The sequence below is a fragment of the Sphingomonas sp. GM_Shp_1 genome, from assembly GCF_026540895.1.
Taxonomy (GTDB): domain Bacteria; phylum Pseudomonadota; class Alphaproteobacteria; order Sphingomonadales; family Sphingomonadaceae; genus Sphingomonas.
Map to the genome: position 1 here is coordinate 1 of NZ_JALNUR010000008.1, position 23,356 is coordinate 23,356.

Sequence of the window (23,356 nt, forward strand, 5' to 3'; positions counted from 1 at the left end):
CTTGAATTCGTACTTCTCGGCCAGGTGGGACCCATCCATTGGGGAGACATCCCAATGGAAGGCGCCGTCGTAGACGCATCCCAGGCGGTATCGGCGCGTGAGCGCAACGGCGATGTCCGCGTGATCATGCGGCTCCCCATGGAGGCCGGCATCGTGTCCAGGGCTGAAGCCGAGGCGCGAGCGGCCGACGAACGCCCGCTCTGCCTTGTCCCAGTGCAGCTGCCGAAAGTCGCGCAGCTCGCGCACCGGGTTCTTTCCTGCGACAACCCGGTCCAGCAGGTTCGTGACAGCGTTATGTTGGCCGAAGATCCTTGGAGGCAGCAGGAGCGCGGAACCGGGCTTGAGGACCGGTTCGATCACGGCCGCCCGAGCATTCAGCGTCCGGATTGCTTCGGCGCATCGATCCGCGGTGTGCTGCCGCTGCCCATAGACGCTCCTAGGGATTCGCAACGGCAAGGCGGCATGTGCGAAGGTCTTCAGCAACTCTGCCTCGTTCGAGCCTTCCTGGTATACCAGGAAGAGCCGCCGGGGCTGCTCGAGCGCGCAAGCCTGATGCCCGGCCTTGTCGCACTTGCGGCCGGCACCTGTCTTGCTGCAGCCACGCTGGGCATTGCGGCAAAAGCCCACGGGGCGCCGGGAGGATCCGAAGACGCCATCTGCCGCTTGGCCCAGTACTTTGGCGATTTCGTCGGAGTCGTACACGGCTAGGCCATTGCGCCGCGTCGGGGCCGCCACGCCGCGGACCACGTAGCCGGAAAAATCCCGCGACAGCCGGCCGCGAACCGCGTCGAGCACGTCCCCGGGGAATCCGGCGAGGATGATGGCGGTTAGGGCCACTCCTCAAGGAACTTGAAGGAGCCGCCCGACCAGGTTCATCGGCAACGAGTAGCGTGCGCGCTCCTCCTCCGGGATGGCGGCGATCAACTGCCGCAGGGCCTCGGGGCCGTCGGGCCGACCGCTAGGAGGCTGCGCCCGAGGGACGGCCGCTGCCTGCTCCACGAGGCTGGTCATCGGCAGCCCGGCCTGGCTTGCCCAGCGCCGGATCGACGCGCCGATGGCCGCCGCGCGCTCGCGCCGGCTCCGGCCGTCCTCCTCGACGACGAAATCCGCGGTGATCTCGATCGCCGCCTGCTGAGGTGCGTCCCATGCGTCCTCGACCGACAGCGGGGGGCCGAGGCTGACCCAGCGCCGGCATCCCTCAGGCAAAGGTGTCCCGAAGGCCCTCCAGAGCGTATCCGGATACTTGTCCAGGGGTGGCGGCGCGTCGTCCGCAGCTGCACTGCCGATGACACCGACCCGCTTATATGGTCCCTTGCCCCATACCTCGTACGTATCGCCCAAATGCTCGACGACGAAATCTCCGAGTGAACGCGTGCCGAGCGCGGCTTTGAAGCTCGCGCCGTAAACCTGCCTCAGGTCCTGCCCGAGCCGCGACAGGTAGATCGTCTGCGCCCGATCCTGCAGTGCCGCGCGAGCTGCGTCGGCGATGTCGGTGTCACTCGGTATTGCTTGCACCGGCGTCTCTGCCACGTCTTGATCCTTGTCCGAAGCAAAATCGCGGTCACGATAAGGAGGATGTCCCGACTTGCCTAGGATTCTCGTCATGGCACTAGCTTAATTGCTGCCCACTCGCTTTCGCCTCCGTCGTTCCCGCCTGCCCTCCACGCCTTGATGACAGCCGTCTTGGCCGCAGGATCTCGGGCGCCCACGGCCGCCTGGCGACCGACCGGCAACGGCCCTGAGCTGTCCATTCCGCCGTCCGGGTGACGCGCGCCTTTTCGAGGGGTGCCGCTCCGAACCTGTCTTGGACGCGGCCAGCGGATCGCCGATGGGATCCTCCGCGACGACACGAATTGTCCGACTTTCGGCACATCGTGGGTCGACACCCGGTCCGCGCCCCGGCGCCTTCGCAAGATAGAGCCGGTGGGTCGGTTTTGGGTGCTGACTGCCATTTACCGCTGCGTTCGGAAGCGTGGTTGGTCGACGGTCGAGGCTGGCAAATGGCCAAGCTAGCACGGTGCTTCTCGATCGCAGTGACCAGCTTGTCAGGCACCGGCAGGTTAACCCTGTTCGCTGACCACGCCGTGTCGAAGCGCTCGATCGTCTTGAACGCCGCCTTGAGCACCGGCGTGGCGGGAAGCTGCAGTTGCAGACTAGATGGACGAACGTCCGCTCACTGCGGAGACTGCCGGAAAGCGGACAGGTCACTTTCCACCAGAGTTCCGACGTGCCGGTTCCCTGCAACCGAATCATAACTCCGTGTGGCTCAGGTACACCATTTGGATTTTGGACCACTGAGTAACCGGCAAGCGTTCGAGTACATGGTCGAGTAAGCCGTTAGCCCTCATTCCGCCCCCTCTTCACAAATTGGTAAGCGTCCGTCATATAAACCCAACCAGCGACAGATCGCCGTGGGAGACAGCATGGGAGTTACGGAGCATTCAGGAGCATAACAGAGCACATCAGATTGGCTATTTCAGCCATTTACTTGCTCTATAGTGCTCTCTAATGCTCATTGACCGGGTTCGATTCCCGTAGGGGTCACCATCCTCGCATCGAGGCGCGGAAATCCAGGATTTACGCCAGCTTCACCGTCCGCAGGTATAGCGAATGGGTATAGAAGCGCATGGTGCAGATGATCACACCCTGGAAACATCCCCAGACCGGCATCTACTATCTCTACAAGGAACTTCCGCCGCATCTGCGGGGCGAGATGGGCCGGCGTCAGGTCCGCCGCTCGCTCAAGACGCGCGATCCGGCGGAGGCCAAGCGGCTCTTCGTCCTGGCCCATGCCGAGCTCGAACAGGAGATGGCCGCCGCCGAAGCGCGGATCGCCGCACAGAAGGTTGCCGACGAAATCTCGCCCGAGCGGGCAAAGATCATCGTCGACGACTTCATCCGCGACCGGCATTCGTCGGGTCGATGGTCACGCTGGCCCACGCTGGGCCTCGTCTGGTGGCTGGAGGACACCGCGCGCCGTGTCTTCAACACCGACTTTCCCCTCGCCGGCCTGCCGATGGACGACAGTCCGGAAGCACTGGCTGCGAAGCGCGGGCAGCCCGTGCCCGGCGACTGTTGGCTCGACGTGGTCCGTATGTACCCGCCGGCGGAATGGCTGAAAGCCAGCGGCATGGTTCTGGCCGACGTGTTCGAGGACCAGGACCCGCCGATCAAGCGGATCCCGGCCAACGAACTCCTCATCATGCAGGCGTGGAACGCCCGCGTCCTGGAGGACAATGAGCGCCTGCGCGCCGACATCGCTGCACCCCGCCGCATCGCCGTCAAGCCGCGGCTGCGACCGGACCTCCGCTTCCGCGAGCTGCTGCAATTGTGGAACAAGGAGAACGCGCCCCGGCCTCAGTCCTATGTCGAGGTGGAGCGCGCGACGGAGGATCTGATCGACTATCTCGGCGACATCCCGGTCGAATCCTTCACCTCCGATATGCTGATGGATTATCGCGACGAGGCAAAGAATCTGCCCGCGACCATGCCGCGCGCGGACCGCGCCCTGCCCTTCAACGAGCGCCTGGCGCGCCACGCGCATAGCGGCACGCCGCGCGTCAGCCCACCGACGCTGAAGAAGCGGGTCGGATCGATCCAGGCGCTGCTCAGCTTCGCGCATCAGCAGCGCTGGATTTCGCAGAATGCCGGCACCGGGGTGAAGATTACCGGCTTCAGCCGGGTGGCGCGGGGTCGCCGCAGCTTCATGCCCGGCGAACTGGCACAGCTGTTCGCCTCCGATCTGTTCGTGCGGCCGGATCGCCTGCTCGACCGGCGCACCGACGTCAGCGACGTGACGCTCTACTGGCTGTTCCTGCTCGGGCTAACTTCCGGTGCCCGGCTCGAGGAAGTCGGACAGGCGCGCGTCCAGGACGTGAAGGCCGATGGTGGCATCCTCTACATCGACATCGACGACCTGATGGATGCCGAGGCCGATCCGAACCTGCCCGAGAAAAGCGTGAAGACGACGGGCTCGCGGCGGATCATCCCGATCCACGAGCATGTCCTGACGCTCGGCTTCGAGCGCTACGTCAGCGCGCTGAAAGACGCGGGGAGCGAACTGCTGTTTCCGGATCTTCGCCCCAGCACCTTCGGCAAGCTGACCAAGGAGGCCAGCCGGCTCAACCGCTACATCAATGCCGTCGTCAGTACGGATGCGCGGCTGGTCTTCCACTCGCTGCGCCACCGCTTCAAGGACGAGGGGCGCGGCGCCGATGTGCAGGAGCGCGTGCTCGATCAGTTGTGCGGCCATGTCCCCGCGACGGTTGGCGGCCGCTACGGAGAAGGCGCGGACCTTCAGGCGCTGAAACGCAGCCTCGATCGACTTCGGTTCGACTCGGTCGATTGGACCCGGCTGCGTGCGGCAGCTGGCACGATCTCCTGGGTGAATATCGTCACCGAGATCGTCGGCCGGGTGAAGGCGAACGCGAGGGAGGGCAAATGACCGAAGACCATCGTAATCGCCTGAGCGTCTATATCGCCTTCGCTGAACCTGGGGGCGACGTCATCGAGGTCGCCAGCAGTCTGCTAGGCGCCGGCACGGCCGTTGTCCTCCATGCGGTGACCCAGTGTGGCGTTACAACGCTGACGCTCGGCGACGGGCGTCCCTTTGAGATCGACCTCATCACCGACCCCATTCCGATCGACGACGGGATTTCGATTTACCCGGATGACAGTGACGACCCGATCGCCCGGATCGAACGTCGCTTCCTCGCTCCCTAAATCCTGGCTTCAGCGGCCGTTGCGGATACGCGCAGCGGCCGCCGACGTCTGATCATGAGCGGAGGAGCCCCCGCTCCACGCGGGTCGCCGCTCACGTCGCCGGCGTTCCGGATCAGGCGCACGCGCACTGGACGGGTTTGGGGCGCTGCTGAAGCAGGGCCCAGCAAAGGCAAATTCTTCCTGTTCGTACGTCGCCGCCCCGCCGAAGAGCTACACCAGCGGCAGCGTGCGTGGTGACCAGCGCTCCACCGCGCTCCCGAGTGCCAGCCGAGACGCGCCACCCGCTTGACCTCGCGGGCGCATGGACATATGTGGAACAGGCATCCCCCCAGGTGTGGGGTTGTGTGCGCGGTGACTGTCGGATGGCTTACAGCCGCGGGTACAGACATCGTACCGGATCGTTGGTCCGGAAACCGACGGCACGGGCACCGCGGCGGCACGAGACGGACGCATGATACAGACCAGGGGCGCGCTCCCGCCCCTCCATCGCTGACCTTCGGTCAGCTGTCTGATGTCCGTAAGGAGCTGTATCCATGTCCTGTAGTGTCAATGACCTTATCAAGCATGCGCGCGTCGCGCTGCCCTGTCCTATGCCGATCGAAAGCCGCCGTGGCCTCGTCACGGGAGGCCGCGCATGAGTCGCCGCGCCTCCACCGCCACACCTCCGTTGCCGCCGCTCGCGCACGATGGCCGCCTCGCGCAGCTCGCGGCCGAGCGTTTCCCCGCCGCGCGTGCGCCGATGAGTCAGAGCGATCGCGCCGCGTTCTGGCTGGGCGAGTACGTCAAGGCACGCCGCGAGTTGCCGCATCTCAAGCCGAGCGAGTTGCTCGCTCTCATCGCAGAGCAGGACGAAGCGGCATGTGGCGCGACCTTCACTCGCACGATCAAACGGCTTGCACAGCCGCATCTGGATGACCGCACGAAGGCAACACCGTCGCCTGCCCCCTCACCGCGCCGCAAGGTGCCCGAGCCCATACCGCCGACCGCATCTCCGACCTCACCCGTGAGCACGACGATGGCCATGCCGATGCCCTCGCTGCCGTCCGGCCGCGTTGATGACGATGGGGCGACGGATGCTGATCTGCTCGCACGCATGGCGCGCATGCGGGCCACCCCGCCAAGGCAGCAATCATGAGCAACGATCCCACGAGGCCGCACCAGCACGCCGACCGGCCGATGCTTCTGGCGAGCGGCAGCAAGGCCGGTGGCAGCGCCAAGACGAGCGTGCTGCTCGCCACCACCTCGCTGGCACTGCTCGCCGGCTCGCGCGTTGGCATCATAGACGCCGACGCTACTGGCACCAGCGCGATCTCGCACCGCATTCAGCATCGTGACGTACCAGTCATCCCACTTGTCGAGAGCACGCCGGTGTCGGCGCTCCTCGATCAGTTCGCTGGGTGCGACCTCATCCTGTTCGATGTCGGTGCCAACGAGTTGACCAGCCCGCGGACGTTCAAACCGCTCGTGAATCTGGTGAATCTCATTCGAAAACGTGATGGCAATGCCGCAATGCTGGTGTCCCAGATCCCCAACAAGGCCAACATCGTCGATGACATGACGGGGGCCGTCGACGCGCTCGGCGACCTGCTCGACATCCATATCGTCCAGCAGAACGTCGACGGCACGGGTGCCTTCGATGACCTGCCACCAAAGCTCGCCATGCTGCCGCGGCACGAAGTACCCCATCTGACACCAACGGTTCTCAACATCTCGCTTGGACGTGGTCGAATCCCCGCCGATCTCATCCGCTATGGCTCCCGTGGCTACGAGCGACTGCGTGGAGCGTGGGCCGCACACTTGCTGCATGTTGCCACATCCGGCGACTTCGCACGCTGGCTTGGCCTCGACGCCGCACTGCCCTTGCTCGAACAGACCGCGCGGGCGGCACCTTCCCAGCCGTTGCCCCGAAGTGTGCCGGCACATCGACTGACTGACGAGGTAGTCGATTGCTGGGACGAGTTCGTTCACTCGCTTGCGTCCATCAGGTCCGCAACCAACGACCGCGACCTTCTGGCGGCGGCAAAGCGGTTTCAAGCCAGCGATGCCCATTATGAGACTTTGCTCGCATGATGACGCTCCATAGCCGCGGGGCATCTCCTCCAATCCGGTGTCCGGCAGGTGATCCGACGTCTGCATCATGGCTGGCAGCGCTCGTGTCCCAACCGTCTGTTCGTGTTCTGCGACACCAGCGCGGCCGGGGTGACCAGAGTGTCAGCACGGAAGTGGGGGGTAGAGAGGGCAGGATGGGCCCGGTAAACCGGGCCATGTGGGTGTTCCGCACTACGCTTGTCACACCCGTAGCAGCCGGAGGCTGCGATGGGCGTCGATGAACCGACGCTGGGCCGGGGATCGCAAGCAATCTCGACGAAGCTCGACGCGGCACAGCTTGCGCGGTTCGAACTGGCCGTCGCAGCTTCGGGGCTCAGCCGCGCGGCCTACATCCGCGCGGCAGTGCTACACCAGGGGGTCGTGCTGCGCCCGTACGAACCGCTTATGGCGCAGGGACTCGCCACGCTGGCGGCGTGCCGTACCGCGGTGAAAAACGGCAAGGCGGTGGACCATGCGCTCGTCCGCCGCCTCGAAGCGCTGACCGAAGCGTTGCACCGGCTGGCGGAGACGGAGCAGCGATGATCATCGTCGCGATCAGCCATCGCAATCGCCAGCAGCGCCGTGCTATGGCGCGCGTACTCGAGAAGCAGGTGGCGCGCGCTACCGGCGCGCAGGTGCGCGCGCACTTCATTGCGCTGTCGGACTATCTCCGCGATGCCGACCCCGCTGCGCTGAAACTTCTCGGCCTTGCCGACCACGTCGACCATGCGCTGCTCGGCTATGTCACCGACCAGGCGCATGGCGGCGAGAAGGTCGACCTCGTCGGCTACCGCAACGTCACCCCACAGTTCGAACGCGCGCAGGCTGAAATGCTGGCGCAGATCGCACGCGGTCGCGGCACCGATCCGATCGAACATTACGTCATCAGCTGGGGTGAGAACGAACACCCGACGCCAGAACAGGTCGCGGAGGCGGTCGCGCTCCTGTTGCGCGTCCTGAACGTGGAAGAGCATCAGGCGATCTACGCCGCACACCGCAACACACAGCACTATCATGTGCATGTGGCGGTCAACCGCGTGCACCCGGAAACCGGCACAGTCGTCGCGGCAGGCGACGGCTGGCAGCTCAACGCGGCTGGGCAAGCGGCGGCCTTGATCGAGCATCGCCAGGGTTGGGCGGCCGAAAAGGGCGCGCAGTACCGGGTCGACGCCGATGGCGTCCGCCACATCGACAGCGGCCGACTTGTCCGCCTTGCCGATGGCAGTGCCACCGGAGTACATCCGCCCGACCGCCGCACCCTCGACAAGCCGGTCGACAAGCGGCTGTCGCGCGGCGCGCGCGGATACGAGGGGCGCACCGGACGCATGTCCTTCGAGCGCATCGCGATGACGATCGCCGCACCGATCATCGCGCGTGTCCGCTCGTGGGAAGAGCTTCACCAGGAAATGGGCAAGGAGGGTCTTGGCTACGCGCGCTACGGTACCAACGGCGCGTGGATCACGATGGGCGAGCGTGCGATATCGGCGAGCATCGCCGCACGCGGTGCGGCGCTCACGCAACTTGTGCAGGCTGATCGGCTCGGCGCATTCAGGCCAGGCAGGCCCGAGCAGATCATCACGCGCATGCCTCGCTATCTGCCGCGGCAGGAGCGTCGTCCCGGCTATGAAGCAGCGCGCGCCGCGCACGCAGGCGCAGTGGCTGCCGCGCGCGAGCAGCTCGGCGCGCAGCGTGCGCAGGCACGTGTCATGATCATCGCTTGGCGGAAGAGCTTCGCTGCCCAGATCAACGCCAGCGATTGGCGGGGGCGTCGCGACCAATTGAATGCCGCGCGCCAGCTATTCGGCATGCACTTCGCGGCGATCGAACGCGAGCTGATGGCGGCAACCGAGCCGGCAGTAGCCGCACTCGATGCCGCAGCGCGCTTCCCGTCCTACGACGCATGGTGCGCAGGCGCGAGTGCTCCTTCTATCCCGCAGGCACTCGGCCTTGCGGTTCCGATGGTGGTCGCGTCCTCAGGAGACCATGCCGCTGCGGGCGTTCCGGTCGCCGGCTATGCGTGGCACCGCGACGATGGGGCCTGCTTCTATCGCCGCATCAATCAGTTGGAACCCGCGTTCACCGACCATGGCCCGACGCTAACGATCCACACGCTCCGGCGTGCCGATGTGGTCGCGGCGCTCAAGCTGGCCCAACGGAAATGGGGAACGGTCGAACTGATCGCGGGAAGTGATGCATTCCTGCGGATGGCGATCGAGATCGCAGACGAAGAGAAGATAACGCTCACCGGCGAACTCGCACCGCGCATTCGGCAAGAGATCGCGCTCGACGCTGCAGGATCCACCCCGCGCGCACAACCGGTACCTACACCAACAATCGAAGCTGACCCGGCATCAGTCAGCGCGGTGTCGTTGCCGGCAGCGACGGTGTCCCAGTCGCCCTCACCTGCCCCGACGCCCCTCGACGAGATGCGCGGTGAAAATCCTGCGGTCGATGCGTGGCTGGATGAATGGCGGCGTGATCCGAAGGCGATGGCAAAGCTGAGGCCGTTAGCCGCGAAAGCATTTGCCGATCCGAAGGCGCGCAACCTGCTTAATCAATGGGTCGCCGAGGGGCTGCAGGCAGCGATGCGGTTGCGGCAGCACGCAGGTGATCACGCGCGGATGCTGGCGGCACAGGCGCAGGCACCCGGTCGAGGGCTGCAATTGCGGTGACCGGCACGGCGGTGTGCCACCGTCGCGCCGCTGCGCGTTCAACCGGCGAGATGCGCCTCGCAAACGTCGCGGACGAGATCCTGCAGGACGCCGACACCCTCTGCGAGCACACCAGTCCCTCGCCGCTGACCTTATAAGGCGGCGAGTAGCACGAATCGACACCCGATCTGAGCCCCGATCGACACCACCGTGGACCAATGCGACGGGTGATCCTTATCTTGGTCCAGCACCATCCGCGCCGCGCGCACTCCTCCGGCGAAAAGTTGTTCGGCGTCCCGCCCTCATAGCCCCTTCCTCTCAGAAGTTGGAGCCTCCGACAAACCCGGCGCGGTTCAGTACGATCCAGGTTGCAGCCAAACAGCAACGTCGCTACCCGTCTTACATGACTAATACAGCACATCTTTTGAAACGGACGGTTCAAGGGAGTTTGATCGCGCTGCTGGCTTGCGCCTCGATGGCGAACGCCGGAGCCAAAGCCCCTCTGCCGGATATGACCGCGACCCTTCGCGAACACCGCGTAGAGAGTGCGTCGGTCGCCGTGATCCGCAACGGACGGATCGTCTCGACGGGTGCCTGGGGGACGGCGGGGCCGAACCGGGCGGCGACCGTCGCCACGCCCTACAATCTCGCCTCGCTGACCAAGCCGCTCACGGCGGAGGTCATCCTGCGACTGGTATCCGCCGGCAAGCTGTCGCTCGACGAGCCGATGGATCGCTACTGGAGCGACCCCGACCTGTCGCGCGATCCCCGCCGGACGAAGCTCACGGTCCGCATGACGCTGAGTCATCGCACCGGGTTCCCTGCTGGCTTCGTCGATGATGGTCAGGATGCGGAACTTGCGCCCGTCGTGGGTACGCTCCTCAACGAAGTCGTATGCCCATACATGACCCGGATATTCCGGTCGCAGCCTGATGCACGAACCGTCGTTCAGCCACAGCCGCCCGCGTTTCGGCTGCTTCTGCGGAACCCTCAGTCCTTCGCGTCGCCAAATCCGCTCTACCCGTTTATGGTTCACCGACCAGCCAGCGGCATGCAACAGCGCCGTCACCCGGCGATAGCCATAGCGACCATATTGCCTGGCCAAGGCAATGATATCCTCGGTCAACGCCTCTTCGTCGTCTGCCCCACGCGGCACCTTGCGCTGTGTCGACCGGTGCTGCCCAAGCACGCGGCATACCCGTCGCTCGGAGACATTTAGCACCACCCGCACCTGGTCGATGCAGCGCCGGCGCCGTGCGGGGCTCAGAAGTTTCCCTTCGCAGCCTCCTGAAGAATGAGCTTGTCGAGAGTCAGGTCCGAGATCGCCCGCCGCAGCCGGGCGTTCTTCTTCTCCAGATCCTTCATCCGCCGAGCCTGGTCCGTCTTCAGGCCGCCATATTCCTTGCGCCACCGATAGTAAGTCTGCTCGCTGACGGCGATCCGCCGGCAGGCCTCGGCGGTCGTGCCGCCCTGACCCAGCATGATCTCGACCTCACGCAGCTTCCCGATGATTTCCTCGGGCTTGTGCTTCCTGGCAGGCATTCGTGGTCCCTTCCTTGGTCCAGACTGTCATAGTCGATGGACCACTCAGAGGGGGGCAGTTCAATCCCATGGAGCCCCCTCGCCCGCGGCCGGCTGACCCGCGACTGGGACGACACCACCGCTCGATCGGACACCGACGCGTTCGGCCGCACGCTCTACGCGGCGACGGCGGAGGCGGATCGCAAGGTGGTCGAGGCCGTCGTGGCCGTCGCCAGCGAACGTGGTGTCCCGCGCGCGCAGGTCGCGCTCGCCTGGGTACTCGCCAAGCCGGAGGTGTCCGCGCCGATCGTCGGCGCGTCCAAGCTGGCACACCTCGACGATGCCCTCGCAGCGCTCGACCTGGTGCTGTCGGATGACGAGATCGCGCGGCTGGAGGCGCCCTATGTGCCCCATGCGGTCGTGGGCTTCTCCTAAGCCCTTCCCGCTTCGAAGTCCGCCGGCCGATCAGCGGTCACCACCCCATGCTGCCCGGCACGCCCTTGAATGGTCCCGCAAGGTCGGCCGTGATCCACCCGCCATAGAAGCCGCCGGGCTGCGGAACCACCGGCTCGCCGTCCACCGTGCATCGGTCGAGGGGTCCGGCATAGAAGGCGATGTGATCGCGCAGGATCGCGAAGGCCGGGGTCGGCTCCGGGTAGCTCCACGCCACATCGCGCAGCACCTCGCTACCAACCACCAGGTGCCAATAGACCGCTTCGCCCTTCCATTCGCAGAATGACCGCCGATCCGAGCGACGCAGCAGACTGGGCGTGAGGTCGGCGGGTGGCAGGTACCAGCTCGGTGGATGGCTGGTCTCCAGCGTCCGGACAGCCTTCCTGGTGTCGGCGACCAGGACGCCGCGATGCTCGATGCGGATCCGCCGGTCGCTGGGTTCCGCGATGGCGGGGCGAGGATAGCGCCACACGCTCTCCTGTCCTGGCGACGGCGTGTCGGGTCGTGGCCTCATGTCCGCGCCTCCCGCCGGGCCAGCCAACGTTGCAGACGTGGCCGGACGCGGAGGAAGCCAAGGTAGAGGCGTTTCAGCCCCGACAGGATCAGGCGATTGCGCGCCATCTCGCCCAGCGGACGCAGCGCCGGGACCGCGCGCCACATCGCGGCGAAGGCGGCCGCTCCGGACAGCAGCGGACCGCCATCCTCGCGGGCGTGGAAGCGCGCCAGCATCTCGGCCCGGCTGACGGGACAGGTGCCGCCGCCCGCCACATCCACGAACGTGATCGCGCCGCGCTTGTCGAGCCGGCGCCTCATCGCGATCTCGCGCTGGCAGAGCGGACAAGTTCCGTCGTGCCAGACGGTGACCCGCTTCATCGCCCCTCATCTGGATTGTCGCGCCAGATCCGCTCGGACAGGAGCGTGGCGAAGCCGAGCCAGGCGACGAACGGCAGCGCCACCGCCGCCGCCGGTCGGTCGACCTTCGCGGCCGTGGCGACATAGGCGGCGCCAGTCGCGACCATCGCGCCCGAGGCGGCCGCGCTCGCACCGAGCCGTTTTTCGCGGAAGAAGAGCTGCGTCCAGCCGCCGACCATCGCGGTGTTGACCAGCCACAGGCCGACAGCCACGTTTCGCGCGCCCCCGGCCGGGCGGCGCAGCAGGCGATAGCCGCCGACCGCAAGACCGGTTTCCAGCACCGGCCAGACTGCGCCGAACACCGCATCGGGTGGCGTGTAGCCGGGTTTGTCCAGCCGCCGATACCAGCGGCGGATGCCGGGGTGCGACGGGTCCGAAGCGTTGCGCCGTCCGACGATAGCACTCGCGCCAAGCACCGCACCGACTGCCGCCAGCGCTGCAAGGCGCGTCAATCCGCCCGCGGCAACAGTGTCCCGGCGATCCATTCGCTTAGGCCTGCTCAAGATAGCGTTCGAGGTCGTCGCTGCCGCCGATCCGCTCGCCATCGATGAAGATCTGCGGCGTGGTGGCGACGCCCTGCTCCGCCTTGAAGGCATCGACCTCCTCACGCGATTGCAGCAGGCGATCGTCGACCGTGAACCCGGCCGCCTCCAGCATCTGCCTAGCGCGGACGCCGAACGGACAAATGTGTTCGGGGAGCACCATGCGATAGAGGGTCGCCGTTCTGTTTTCCGCCACTTCGACATCTCCGCGGACTTCAGCGTCCTTGCAATCAAAGCGACCAGGGCTGCGCGACGTTCCGCATCGACGTACATGTGACCCAGAATTCGACGTTCACGGCGCCTTGGGCGCTTCCTAAAACCGGCCGTTCGTTCAGGCGCTGCAACGCAGTTAGAAGTGATAATTTCGCAGGCTGGCAGGTTCGTATGCGCATAAAGGAGCTCGTGTAAGAAGGACCGCTAAGTCTTTGTTGCTGTCGGGCAAAACACTGACTCGTTCGGTTTCGGCAGCCGTAGCGTCTATTGTCTGCCGCCAGTAACGATCTACGATGCGTCCTGGCGACGAGTCGCGGCTCGTCGTTGGTCGGGGGAAACGACTATGCGGATATCGGTCCGGCCTTTGGCCGCTGCGCTAACCATGATCAGCATCACGGCGTGTGCCACTTTACCACAACGAGAGGCGACCGCCTTCAAGACCATAGCGAAGGCTGACGCGGACGCCTTTGGCGCAGGGACCGCGGCGGAGGTCGCCTCCGTGACCGAGGGCGCGATTATTCAGCCTTCGAGCGGCGGCCTTGCGATCGCGACGGACAAGTGCGTTGGAGACCTTCCCAAGAACGCGGTGTGCGAGGTGCGGCTGACCGGCGTCGGCGCTCCTAACCTGGCTCTCGTCGAGGGCGCGCCGCGGACCCGCAAGCTCATCGCTGCGGTGGCGTCATATGGCGCCGCAATGGCGGACCTCGCCGAGGCGAAGGACCTGAAGGCCGCCAAAGCCAACGTGGATGCGGCGGAGAAGGCGATCGAGACGCTCGCCACCGTGACGGGTGTCGGAGCGCCGGCGGCCGGGATCGCCAAGGCAGTCGCGGCCATCACGAAAGGCCGGCTGACTGCCGCTCGGCGAAATGCTCTGTCGGAGGCGGCGATGGCCGCCGATCCCGCCGTTCGGATGGCCTCGCGCAACCTTGGGGAGATCGCAACGGAGTTGAGAAGCAACATCCTCGACAGCGCGACCATACGGCTCAACCGCTATCGGCTGGCGTTCGACCGGGCGGGCGCGACGGGGCGACAACTCGAGGAGCAGTACGACGCGCTCCCGAAGGGTTCGGCCGGCGAGGACGAGCGCCAGCGATTGCGGGTGCTGATTGACCAGGAGCAGACCCACCGCATCAACGCTGGCAATGGGATCGTTCGCACGGCCGCCGACATTCGCCTTGCGAGGGGTATGAGGACCGACTTCGGTGGCCTCGCGACCGCGCACGCGGCGCTCATCTCGGCACTGCGAGACGAACGGGTCGGCCTCACTCCGGCATTTGAAGGGCTGAACTCGTACCTCGACGCCGTCTCAAGCGCGAAGGGCGACTAGGAGAACCAAGATGTCCGACGAAGCCTTGGCCGCGTATTCCGCCCTATACCTGCAGTTGGGGGCATCCGACCGGCGGAAGTCCGAGTTCCGCACCCGCCTCCACGCCGACCCGAGTCTGCTGGGGGTTCGGATGGCGGCGCAGGACCCTGGTGGGTTTCGAGCGGCCCTCGACAACCTGATTCCGCGAGTTCAGACCGCGTTCGACGCTGCCCGAAACGCAAACGACTTCGACGGTGCGGAACTGATCGAAGCGTTCCTCACTCGTCTCTACTTCTGGCGCATCTTCGCGCGCGACCAGCTCATCGGCGCGCTTGACGCTAAGGGTACCGAGGAGGCAATGGCGGCGCTGCGGACAGCCACGACCCGTCTCAAGGAGACGCGCGCCGCGTTCGACCAAGGCGATCACGATGCGGACACGGCGATGACCAGCCTGGACGACTTGGCGGACGCGCTGGGCTTGAAGCAATAGCCTGCAACGGTTTTGTCAAAGCGATTGCATTGGCCGAGCCAGGGCTAAACCTCTCCACGTTTGCCTGCTCACGACAGCACCGGATGACCCACAAGACGACATTCAGCCGTCGTTTCGCGCTCCCCAACTTCGGACATCCATTCACGTTCGCCCGACGCCTCGACCAGCGATGGCGGGAATGACGAGACGTGGGACGAAGCCGTCATTTTTATTCGGAGCGCTGGATGTCGGGTTCCAACAGGAGCCGGCGTTCTCCCACTCAGGATCGTGCGGCCATGGGTTCCCGGTGCCGGCGTTCACGCCCCCGCCGGTTGGAGGGGACATTTGCGACCTGCATCCGCCATGCTGGCTAATGGCGGAAAGACCGAGTTCCGGTTCATGAGATGCGCCTTGCCACTTGCCAACTTCGGCCTTCGTTCGTCATGTCGGACCAGGGGAAACGTAGGTTCATTTAGGCTGCGAACCTCTGATCTGCCGCGGGTTGTTCCCGCGCGGCGCGTCCGACAAGCACCACGGCCATCGCACTGGCAATCGTGAGGCCGGCAAGAGGAAGAAGCGCCAGGACATAACTGTTGGTCGCGTCATGGATCAGCCCGTAGACGTTGACCATCAGTCCACCCCCGATGAGGTTGGACGTCGCGTTGATCGCGGCGATGCCGGCGGCGGCCGTGCTGGCCGACAGCCAGCTCGATGCCATGCTCCAGAACGGTCCCTTGAAACAATAGGCCCCGGCAAGCACCAGGGTGAGCAGCAGGACGGTCGGCCCCAGTCCCGTCAGGGCGAAGGTGCCCACGGCCCCCGCGGCGATGAGGAGCAGCGGCAGCGCGGTATGCCAGCGGCGCTCCCCGGTGGCGTCCGAATGGCGGCCCCACAGCACCATCGCGACAGCCGCGACGCCATAGGGAACCGAGTTGACGAAGCCCGTCTGAAGGTCGGTCAGTCCGAAGGACTTCAACAGTTGCGGCTGCCAGACGCCGAGCACGCTGCCCGCCGCCGACGCGCCCGAGCAGGCGATTACCATGGCCCAGAAAGCCGGGGTCCGCACCAGCCGCCATGCCGATCCATCGACGAGCGGCTTCGAGCCGGATACGGGCGCCAGCTCCCGCATGAGCCACGCACGCTCGTCCTCCTCGAGCCACAGGGCATCGGCCGGCCGGTCGGTCAGCACCTTGAGGCAGGCCAGCCCGAGCAGGATGGTGGGAATGCCCTCGCAGATAAACAGCCATTGCCAACCCCGCAGGCCGCCGAGCCCATCCATCGCGAGCAGCAGTCCCGACAGGGGCGAACCGACGAAGCTCGACACCGGAATGGCGATCGCGAAGAGCGCCAGCATGCGACCACGATAACGGGGCGGCATCCAATAGGTCAGGTACAGAATGACCCCGGGGAAGAAACCCGCCTCCGCCGCGCCGAGCAGGAATCGCATGACATAGAAGGACTCGGCATTCCACACGAACGCCATGCCCGTTGATACCAGCCCCCAGGTTACCATGATGCGCGCGATCCAGTAGCGGGCGCCGACCTTCTGGAGCATGAGGTTGCTCGGCACCTCCATCAGGAAATAGGCGACGAAGAACAGGCTGGCGCCGAAGCCGAAGACTCGGGCCGACAGCCCCAGATCGGCATTCATCTGCAACGAGGCCATGCCGACATTCGCCCGGTCGATAAAGGCGAGAAGATAGCACAGCATCAGGAATGGCAGCAGGCGCCAGGTGACCTTGCGCATCGTCCGCGCCTCGAGCGTCGTGTCGGCGTCCATTTCACTCTCCTGGAAAGCCGCGCGTTTTCGCGTCGGCACCGTTTCGGTCGGCCAAAGGGTCAGACGGTGGCGGGCACCGCCTTGTTGACATGGTTGCGCGGGTCAAGCACCCCGCGCTCCAGATAGTCGGCGATCTGTTCGATGCAGCGTACGCCGACGCGGGCGCGCGCCTCATGGGTATTCGCGCCGACATGCGGGCTCACGACGACATTGTCGAGGGCGAGGAGGGGATGGTCCGCGCCAATGGGCTCGGTGGCGAAGGTGTCGAGCCCGGCCCCGCCGAGCCGCCCGTCGCGAAGCGCCGCGACCAGCGCGGCCTCGTCGATCAGTTCGCCGCGTGCGGTATTGACCAGGATCGCGCCCGGCCGCATCCGCGCGATCGCCGCCGCGTCGATCAGCCCCCGATTCTCGTCCGTCAGCGGGCAATGCAGGCTGACGATATCGCTCGATGCCAGCAACGTATCCACGTCATCGACCCGCTCCGCGCCGTCGGGCAGCAGGTCGGGCGACAGATAGGGGTCATAGACCCTCGCCGAGACGCCGAAGGGCCGCAACAACGCCAGGAACGCGCGCCCGATCGCGCCCAGCCCGATCAGGCCGACCGCCTTGCCCGCCACCTCGGTACCGGCATAGGTCGATTTGTCCCAGTGCCCCTCGCGGATGCGCCGGTCGAGCCAGGCGGTCGATCGGGCCACGCCGAGGAGCAGCGCTAGCCCCTGTTCCGCGACCGATTGCGCATTGGCGCCGCCCGCGACCACGACCGGGATTCCGCGTTCGGACGCCGCGGCCACGTCGATGCCATCGATGCCCACGCCATGTTTGGCGATCATCCTGACGCTGTGCATCCGTGCCATCGCCTCGCGGGGCACCCGCCCCAGTCGCACGACAAGCGCGTCGGCCGCCACCGCATTGGCGGCATCGGCCAGCTCGCCAGCGTCCGGATAGGGTTTGCACGACGATAGCGCGATCCCACGCGTCAGGGCCGCGTCTTGCGCTGCCGGAGCTACCGCCCCGCCGATGACAAGGACGGAATATTGCATGGTCATGAAGGCTCCTCGTCCCACGAGTCTCGATGCTCGTTGATCCTCAACCTAACCCCGTCCAATTTTTTTGCAACGCCGTTTCGAAATGCTGTTGCCCACTAAAGTGTTTTGTGTAGTTATGGCGCCACGATCCGAAAAACGGACGCCTTCAGGAGAGGTTTTCATGCGCTTCCATGCCCGTCCGCCCGTGCCGATTCGCGCCCTGTTGCTTGCGAGTGCCGCGTCGACGTTGATGATCGCCACGTCCGCGCAGGGCCAGGCGGTTCCCGTGGTCCCTGCGGCCCCCGCCGCCGCCGTTACCACCGACGCGCAGGCGACCCCGCAGACCGTACCGGAGGCCATCCAGACCCAGGAAGGGCAGGCAGCCGAGGTTGCACCCGACGACACCGCCTCGCCCCAGGCGGAACAAGACATCATCGTGACCGGGTCGCGGATCGGCCGCAGTGGTTTCACCACCCCCACGCCGGTGACGGTCCTGAATGCCGATCAGCTGGTAAAGGCATCGCCCTCGACCATCGCGGACTCGCTGCGGACCATTCCCGCCCTGACCGCGACCAGCGGCCCGCAGCGCGCAAGCGGCACCCAGGGTGGTGGCCAGGCTTTCCTCAACCTCCGCAATCTCGGCGCGGCGCGTACGCTGACGTTGCTCGACGGGCGGCGCTTCGTGGCGGCCAGCCAGTTCGGCACCGTCGACGTCAACCTGCTGCCGTCCGGCCTGATCCAGCGCGTCGACATCGTCACCGGTGGCGCATCCGCCGCCTATGGGTCCGACGCGGTGGCGGGCGTCGTCAACTTCGTGCTCGATACGAAGTTCGAAGGCCTGAAGGGCGAGGTCAACAAGGGCATCTCGACCGAAGGCGACAATGCGGAGACGCGGGCGGTCCTGACCGGCGGGATCAGCCTCCTGGGCGATCGGCTGCACCTGATCGGTAGCGCGGAATATTACAAGAATGACGGCATCCTGGAGGGCGCACGCGGCTGGGCCCGGCGGGGTTCGAACCTGATCAACGGCCCGACCGGCGGACCGACCCTGGTCTCGGCGCAGGACGTGCGGGTGATCGGCACCTATGGCGGCCTCCTGACCGGCGGCAGCGGCGGCACCGCCGCGCAGAACGCGCTGTTCCGCGGGCTTCAATTCGGTCCGGGCGGCACCGTCTCCCCCTACAGCTTCGGCTCCTATCTCACCGCGACGCAGCAGATCGGCGGCGACGGCGTCAATTCCGAGCTGTTCCAGGAGATCAACCGGCCGCTGGAACGCGCGGCCTTTTTCGGCCGGGCCGAATATGACCTGACGGAGCATTTCTCGGTCTTCGGGGAGGCTTCCTACGGCACGACCAGCACCCGCTATTCGACGTCGGTCAACCGCCACCAGGTCACCAACCCGATCACCATCCGGCGCGACAACGCGTTCCTGCCGGCGCAGGTGCGCGCGCTCTTCGCCGCAAACCCGTCGGTCACGAGCGCGTCGATGCTGCGCTACTCGGTCGAAGGCGGGTTCACCGACGTCGCCATCAAGACCGACACCGACCGCTATGTCGGCGGCTTCAAGGGCGAGATCGGCGGGCTGAAGATCAACGGCTATTACCAGCATGGCCGGACCAAGCAGCGCACCGACGTGCTCAACAACGAGATCACGGCCAATTTCACCCGCGCGGTCGATGCGGTGGTCAATCCGGCGACGGGACAGATCGTCTGCCGGTCGACGCTGACCGATCCCAATAACGGCTGCTCGCCCTTCAACGTGTTCGGCGTGGGTTCACCCTCCGCCGCCGCGCTGGCCTATACGCGCGGCACCAGTCGCACCAACTCGACCTTCAAGGAGGACGTGGCCGCGATCAACCTCTCGGGCACCGCCTTCGAAGGCTGGGCGGGACCGATCTCGTTCGCGACCGGGTTCGAATATCGCAAGGAGCAGGCCGAGCTGACGGTCGATGCCCTGTCGCGGGCCGGCGCGTTCCTGTTCGCCAATCCGCAGCCATGGTCGGGCCAGTATGACGTCAAGGAAGGCTATGTCGAGACCGTCATCCCGCTGCTTCGCGAGGTCACCCTGTTCCGCAATCTCGAATTCAACGGCGCGGTGCGGTACACCGACTATTCGACCAGCGGCGGCGTGACGACCTGGAAGGCGGGGCTGAGCTGGACCCCGGTCGAGTCGCTGCGCCTGCGCGGCACGCGCTCGCGCGACATCCGCGCGCCCAACCTGTCGGAGCTGTTCACCAGCGGGCGCACCAACACGGTGACGGTCACCGATCCGTTCCGCAACAATGTCCGGCTGTCCGGCATTTTCGTCACCAACAGCGGCAACACCACGCTGCAACCGGAAAAGGCGGACACGCTGACGCTAGGGGCGGTGTACACGCCGAGCTTCGTGTCGGGGCTGAGCCTGTCGGTCGATTATTACGACATCAAGATCAAGGATGCGATCGGCACGCTGACCGGGCAGCAGACGCTCGATCAGGCATTCGCCGGCAACGCGATCGCACAGTCGCTGATCCAGCGCGACGCGGCGGGCAATCTGACGGGCCTGCTGGCCTATCCGATCAACCTGTCCGAACTGCAGACCAACGGCGTCGACGTGGAAGCCAGCTACCGCGTGCCGCTGGCCACCATGTTCGAGACCGATGCCACGCTGTCGCTGCGCACCGTCGTGTCCTATGTCGGCAAGCTGGCGACGACGACGCCCGGCTCCCCCTCGATCGACCGGGCGGGCGAGGTCGGCATCAGCGCCAACCCGCACTGGCGCTTCAACGCCCAGGCCGATTTCACCAAGGGCGGCTTTAATTTCTTCAACCAGGTCCGCTTCATCGGTGGCGGCCGCTATGACAATACGCGCGGCCCCACCGCCGTCGATATCCAGACGATCAAGGCGCAGGCCTATTGGGACAGCCAGATCGGCTATCGGTTCGACGATTTCGGCAAGGGTGCCGAGCTGTTCCTGAACGTGTCCAACGTGCTGAACCAGGCGCCGCCCTTCGCGCCCGGCGACGGCTCGATCCCGGTCGCCACGAATACCGCGCTCTACGACACCTTCGGCCGACTGTTCCGCGTCGGCTTCCGCTTCTCCTTCTAATTTTCCGGAGTTTTTCCATGGCGATCGGTTTTCGCATCCTCCCCGTCGAACGGCGCATCGACGCCGAACTGGTATCGCGCTTCGCAGCGCTCCCCGTGGCCAATGTCAGCGACGCGATGAGCCGCATGGCCGCCGGTGGCGCTTCGCTGCGTCCGATGCATGCCGGCGGCGTGCTGGCCGGACCCGCCGTCACGGTGAAGGCACGGCCCGGCGACAATCTGATGTTGCACAAGGCCTTGGACATCGCCGAGCCGGGCGACGTGGTCGTCGTCGATGCGGGCGGCGACCTGACCAACGCGTTGATCGGCGAATTGATGACCGCCCATGCCGAGAGCCGCGGCATCGCCGGGATCGTCATCTGGGGCGCGATCCGCGACGCGGCGACCATCCGCGCCAACGCCTTTCCGGTCTTCGCCGCCGGCGTCACCCATCGCGGCCCCTATAAGGACGGCCCCGGCGAGGTGAACGTGCCGATCGCGATCGAGGGCATGGTCATCCGTCCGGGCGACCTGCTGCTCGGCGATGACGACGGGCTGGTCTGCGTGCCGATCGCCGATGCCGAGCAGGTCCTGAAGACCGCGACCGCCAAACATGCGGCGGAGACGGCGCAGATGGAGAAGATCCGGCGTGGCGAAAATCCGCGCGCATGGGTGGATGAGACACTCAAGCGGCTGGGCTGCGAAGGCGTGTGATGACGCGGGCGTCCTTCCGGCGCTATACGACGCCTGAGACACGGCAGGATATCATGGCGACGGTGATGAAGGACAGGCCCGCTTCCGAAGGGGTGGCGGCACTCGAACGCGGATTGACGCTGCTGACCGCCTTCCGGCAGGGCGATGGCGCGCTGGGACTGGTCGAACTGTCCGAGCGCACCGGGCTGGTGAAAAGCACGATCATGCGCCTTGCCGTCTCGCTCGAGCGCTATGGCTTGCTCGTGCGGATGCCGGATGGCCAGTATCAGCTCGGCAGCGAGGTGGTTCGCCTCAACACCATCTATCAGGAGGGCAATGACCTCGAGCGGCATATCATGCCGGTGCTCGCCAAGCTGGCGGCGTCGACCGGGGAGACGGCGACCTTCTATGTCCGGCATGGCGAGGTCAGGCTCTGCCTGTTCCGGGTCAATTCGCCCAGCAGCCTGCGCCTCGATGTCCAGCCGGGCACGCAGCGGCCGATGGATGCCTCGGCCTCCGCGCAACTGCTCGGGCTTTTCGAACAATGGCCGGAACATCGCCCGACCCTGCCGCCGATCCCGCTCTACACCGTGGGCGTCACCACGCCGCATGTCGCCTCCATGTCGGTACCGATCATCGGCCATGGCGACCGGCTGATCGGGGCCCTTAGCCTGGCGGGCCCTGATGCGCGGTTGAGCGAACAGCATGCGGCTGAACTGGCCCTGCCCCTGCTCAAGGCCGGGCTTGACCTGTGTCGAGCGCTGGGCGGCCAGGCCGACGATATCTACCGCGTGCCGATTGCCCTCGCGACTTGATGTCGTCATTTGTTTGGGCCCCGCTCCCCGGCCCGGCGAAGCCAAGAGTCGACATCCGGCATCTGCACGACCGGCAGCGCAGAACGGCAGTGATTGAGCTTGCTGAATACTGGCTGCGTTCGGGAGGCTGGTCGCGGAGAAAGTGGATTTGTTCAGTCGGCAAGCCGGGTACTAACGGCTGACGGTTAGCAAGTCGGCGTTTTGCCGACCGCTCGCCTTGATAGGGACGATCGGCATCTACTGTCGGATCGGCATTCAAAGGGGGCGGGACGAACGGCCGGCTTCGGTAGGAACTGACGTTCCAAATCCGACGAAGAACGACGTATGTTGGTCGGCAGATACATCAGCGCATCCCCGCATGTCCTGCCCTGATGCGTTTTTCAGACGGTCAAGCTGGCCGTTGGAGAATAGCCATGGAGATGCTTTCAACCGAACCCACCGCCACCAAGCGCCCGGTCTGGAATGCGGGAAGAACCGTTGGCGCGAAGCGCGCTTTGAAGCCCAAGCAAATTTGGGAAATCCGATTCTACCTCAATCAGCAACGTCGCGTGCGAGATCGGGCGCTGTTCGATCTGGCGATCGACAGCAAGCTGCGGGGTTGCGACCTGGTGCGAATGAAGATCGGCGACCTTGTCAGCGGCGGGCAAATCCGAACGCGAGCGATTGTCATGCAGCAGAAAACAGGCCGACCGGTTCAGTTCGAGCTGCTTCCAGATGCTCGCGCCAGCTTGCTCGCTTGGTTCGAGCGGCGGGGCGGCACGGTGGACGACTATGTGTTCCCTAGTCGGGTCGATCATGATCGGCATCTCAGCACTCGCCAGTACGCCCGGCTTGTCGATGAATGGGTGACAGGGGTCGGTCTCATACGAAGCGAATATGGGACGCACACGCTCCGCCGTACGAAGGCATCGATCATCTCAGGGCAACCGGTAACCTTCGCGCCGTCCAGATCCTGCTTGGTCACAGCAAGATCGAGAACACCGTGCGCTACCTTGGGATCGACGTGGAAGACGCGCTTGCCCTTGCCGAGAACACCGAGATTTGATCTGTCGGCTCCTCGCCTCCGGTGAGGGGCCGACGTTACGTCGGATGGGACTAAG

At 65.6% G+C, this 23,356-nt stretch carries 20 protein-coding genes and 3 pseudogenes; 14 read left to right on the plus strand and 9 right to left on the minus strand.

All coding sequences use genetic code 11. The annotated features are described in order from the left end of the window. A partial coding sequence (locus OXQ33_RS06270; RefSeq protein ID WP_267433843.1) for a hypothetical protein occupies window positions 1-795 on the minus strand: 795 nt, incomplete at its 3' end. Between the two features lie 45 nt (window positions 796-840). Then, the gene (locus OXQ33_RS06275; protein WP_267433844.1) at window positions 841-1,530 is read right to left on the minus strand and encodes a hypothetical protein; all 690 of its coding nucleotides are present in this window, start codon (window positions 1,528-1,530) and stop codon (window positions 841-843) included. A gap of 1,096 nt (window positions 1,531-2,626) precedes the next feature. Between OXQ33_RS06275 and OXQ33_RS06280 the strand changes: the two genes are divergently transcribed. The 7 genes and pseudogenes from OXQ33_RS06280 to OXQ33_RS06310 all read left to right on the plus strand — a co-directional run. Then, a complete protein-coding gene (locus tag OXQ33_RS06280; protein WP_267433845.1) occupies window positions 2,627-4,444 on the plus strand; it encodes a site-specific integrase in 1,818 nt (605 codons plus the stop codon). Further along, window positions 4,441-4,722 carry a hypothetical protein gene (locus tag OXQ33_RS06285; RefSeq protein WP_267433846.1) on the plus strand — a complete coding sequence of 94 codons (282 nt, stop codon included), beginning with the start codon at window positions 4,441-4,443 and terminating at the stop codon, window positions 4,720-4,722. Before OXQ33_RS06280 ends, OXQ33_RS06285 begins: the two co-directional genes overlap by 4 nt. Before the next feature lie 634 nt (window positions 4,723-5,356). Next, on the plus strand, window positions 5,357-5,857 hold the full coding sequence (locus OXQ33_RS06290) for a hypothetical protein (protein WP_267433847.1): 501 nt from the start codon (window positions 5,357-5,359) through the stop codon (window positions 5,855-5,857). Next, window positions 5,854-6,792: a hypothetical protein gene (locus tag OXQ33_RS06295; protein ID WP_267433848.1), complete on the plus strand. Its 939-nt coding sequence runs from the start codon at window positions 5,854-5,856 to the stop codon at window positions 6,790-6,792. The genes OXQ33_RS06290 and OXQ33_RS06295 overlap by 4 nt, the downstream gene beginning before the upstream one ends. Before the next feature lie 246 nt (window positions 6,793-7,038). Next, window positions 7,039-7,353 carry a hypothetical protein gene (locus OXQ33_RS06300; RefSeq protein WP_267433849.1) on the plus strand — a complete coding sequence of 105 codons (315 nt, stop codon included), beginning with the start codon at window positions 7,039-7,041 and terminating at the stop codon, window positions 7,351-7,353. Continuing rightward, window positions 7,350-9,482 (plus strand): relaxase/mobilization nuclease domain-containing protein, encoded by a 2,133-nt coding sequence (locus OXQ33_RS06305; RefSeq protein WP_267433850.1) that lies wholly within the window; start codon window positions 7,350-7,352, stop codon window positions 9,480-9,482. Before OXQ33_RS06300 ends, OXQ33_RS06305 begins: the two co-directional genes overlap by 4 nt. A 490-nt stretch (window positions 9,483-9,972) precedes the next feature. Then, window positions 9,973-10,260 (plus strand): annotated as a pseudogene (locus tag OXQ33_RS06310) (serine hydrolase domain-containing protein); the annotation flags it as partial. An 18-nt stretch (window positions 10,261-10,278) separates the two neighbouring features. On the opposite strand, the pseudogene OXQ33_RS06315 reads toward OXQ33_RS06310, so the two are convergent. Further along, a pseudogene (locus OXQ33_RS06315) lies at window positions 10,279-11,003 on the minus strand (IS3 family transposase); the annotation flags it as partial. A 36-nt stretch (window positions 11,004-11,039) separates the two neighbouring features. On the opposite strand from OXQ33_RS06315, the gene OXQ33_RS06320 reads away from it, so the two are divergent. Next, window positions 11,040-11,417 carry an aldo/keto reductase gene (locus OXQ33_RS06320; protein WP_267433851.1) on the plus strand — a complete coding sequence of 126 codons (378 nt, stop codon included), beginning with the start codon at window positions 11,040-11,042 and terminating at the stop codon, window positions 11,415-11,417. Between the two features lie 37 nt (window positions 11,418-11,454). Here OXQ33_RS06320 and OXQ33_RS06325 read toward each other — a convergent pair whose 3' ends face one another. Genes OXQ33_RS06325 through OXQ33_RS06340 form a run of 4 tightly spaced genes read right to left on the minus strand, consistent with a single transcriptional unit; the run spans window position 11,455 to window position 13,085 of the window. Next, window positions 11,455-11,949 (minus strand): DUF427 domain-containing protein, encoded by a 495-nt coding sequence (locus OXQ33_RS06325; RefSeq protein ID WP_267433852.1) that lies wholly within the window; start codon window positions 11,947-11,949, stop codon window positions 11,455-11,457. Further along, complete coding sequence (locus tag OXQ33_RS06330) at window positions 11,946-12,308, minus strand: DCC1-like thiol-disulfide oxidoreductase family protein (protein ID WP_267433853.1); 363 nt, start codon at window positions 12,306-12,308, stop codon at window positions 11,946-11,948. The genes OXQ33_RS06325 and OXQ33_RS06330 overlap by 4 nt, the downstream gene beginning before the upstream one ends. Beyond that, complete coding sequence (locus OXQ33_RS06335) at window positions 12,305-12,799, minus strand: TspO/MBR family protein (protein ID WP_267433854.1); 495 nt, start codon at window positions 12,797-12,799, stop codon at window positions 12,305-12,307. The genes OXQ33_RS06330 and OXQ33_RS06335 overlap by 4 nt, the downstream gene beginning before the upstream one ends. Before the next feature lie 37 nt (window positions 12,800-12,836). Beyond that, a complete protein-coding gene (locus OXQ33_RS06340) occupies window positions 12,837-13,085 on the minus strand; it encodes a glutaredoxin domain-containing protein (RefSeq protein ID WP_066487159.1) in 249 nt (82 codons plus the stop codon). Between the two features lie 399 nt (window positions 13,086-13,484). Here OXQ33_RS06340 and OXQ33_RS06345 point away from each other — a divergent pair, with 399 nt between their 5' ends. Further along, a complete protein-coding gene (locus tag OXQ33_RS06345) occupies window positions 13,485-14,429 on the plus strand; it encodes a hypothetical protein (protein WP_267433855.1) in 945 nt (314 codons plus the stop codon). Window positions 14,430-14,439: 10 nt separating this feature from the next. Beyond that, window positions 14,440-14,898: a hypothetical protein gene (locus OXQ33_RS06350; protein WP_267433856.1), complete on the plus strand. Its 459-nt coding sequence runs from the start codon at window positions 14,440-14,442 to the stop codon at window positions 14,896-14,898. Window positions 14,899-15,349: 451 nt separating this feature from the next. Here the strand turns inward: OXQ33_RS06350 and OXQ33_RS06355 are convergent, their stop codons facing one another. Together OXQ33_RS06355 and OXQ33_RS06360 are read right to left on the minus strand one after the other, a co-directional pair. Further along, window positions 15,350-16,657 (minus strand): MFS transporter, encoded by a 1,308-nt coding sequence (locus OXQ33_RS06355; RefSeq protein ID WP_267433857.1) that lies wholly within the window; start codon window positions 16,655-16,657, stop codon window positions 15,350-15,352. Window positions 16,658-16,716: 59 nt separating this feature from the next. Next, window positions 16,717-17,697, minus strand: a complete 981-nt coding sequence (locus tag OXQ33_RS06360; protein ID WP_267433858.1) for a hydroxyacid dehydrogenase — start codon at window positions 17,695-17,697, stop codon at window positions 16,717-16,719. 166 nt (window positions 17,698-17,863) lie between these two features. On the opposite strand from OXQ33_RS06360, the gene OXQ33_RS06365 reads away from it, so the two are divergent. The 4 genes and pseudogenes from OXQ33_RS06365 to OXQ33_RS06380 all read left to right on the plus strand — a co-directional run bounded on the left by OXQ33_RS06365 (window position 17,864) and on the right by OXQ33_RS06380 (window position 23,301). Further along, complete coding sequence (locus tag OXQ33_RS06365; protein ID WP_267433859.1) at window positions 17,864-20,770, plus strand: TonB-dependent receptor; 2,907 nt, start codon at window positions 17,864-17,866, stop codon at window positions 20,768-20,770. A 17-nt stretch (window positions 20,771-20,787) separates the two neighbouring features. Beyond that, window positions 20,788-21,462 carry an RraA family protein gene (locus tag OXQ33_RS06370; protein WP_267433860.1) on the plus strand — a complete coding sequence of 225 codons (675 nt, stop codon included), beginning with the start codon at window positions 20,788-20,790 and terminating at the stop codon, window positions 21,460-21,462. Then, window positions 21,462-22,256 carry a helix-turn-helix domain-containing protein gene (locus OXQ33_RS06375; RefSeq protein WP_267433861.1) on the plus strand — a complete coding sequence of 265 codons (795 nt, stop codon included), beginning with the start codon at window positions 21,462-21,464 and terminating at the stop codon, window positions 22,254-22,256. The genes OXQ33_RS06370 and OXQ33_RS06375 overlap by 1 nt, the downstream gene beginning before the upstream one ends. A gap of 413 nt (window positions 22,257-22,669) precedes the next feature. Continuing rightward, window positions 22,670-23,301: pseudogene (locus tag OXQ33_RS06380) on the plus strand (tyrosine-type recombinase/integrase). Window positions 23,302-23,356: the final 55 nt, after the last annotated feature.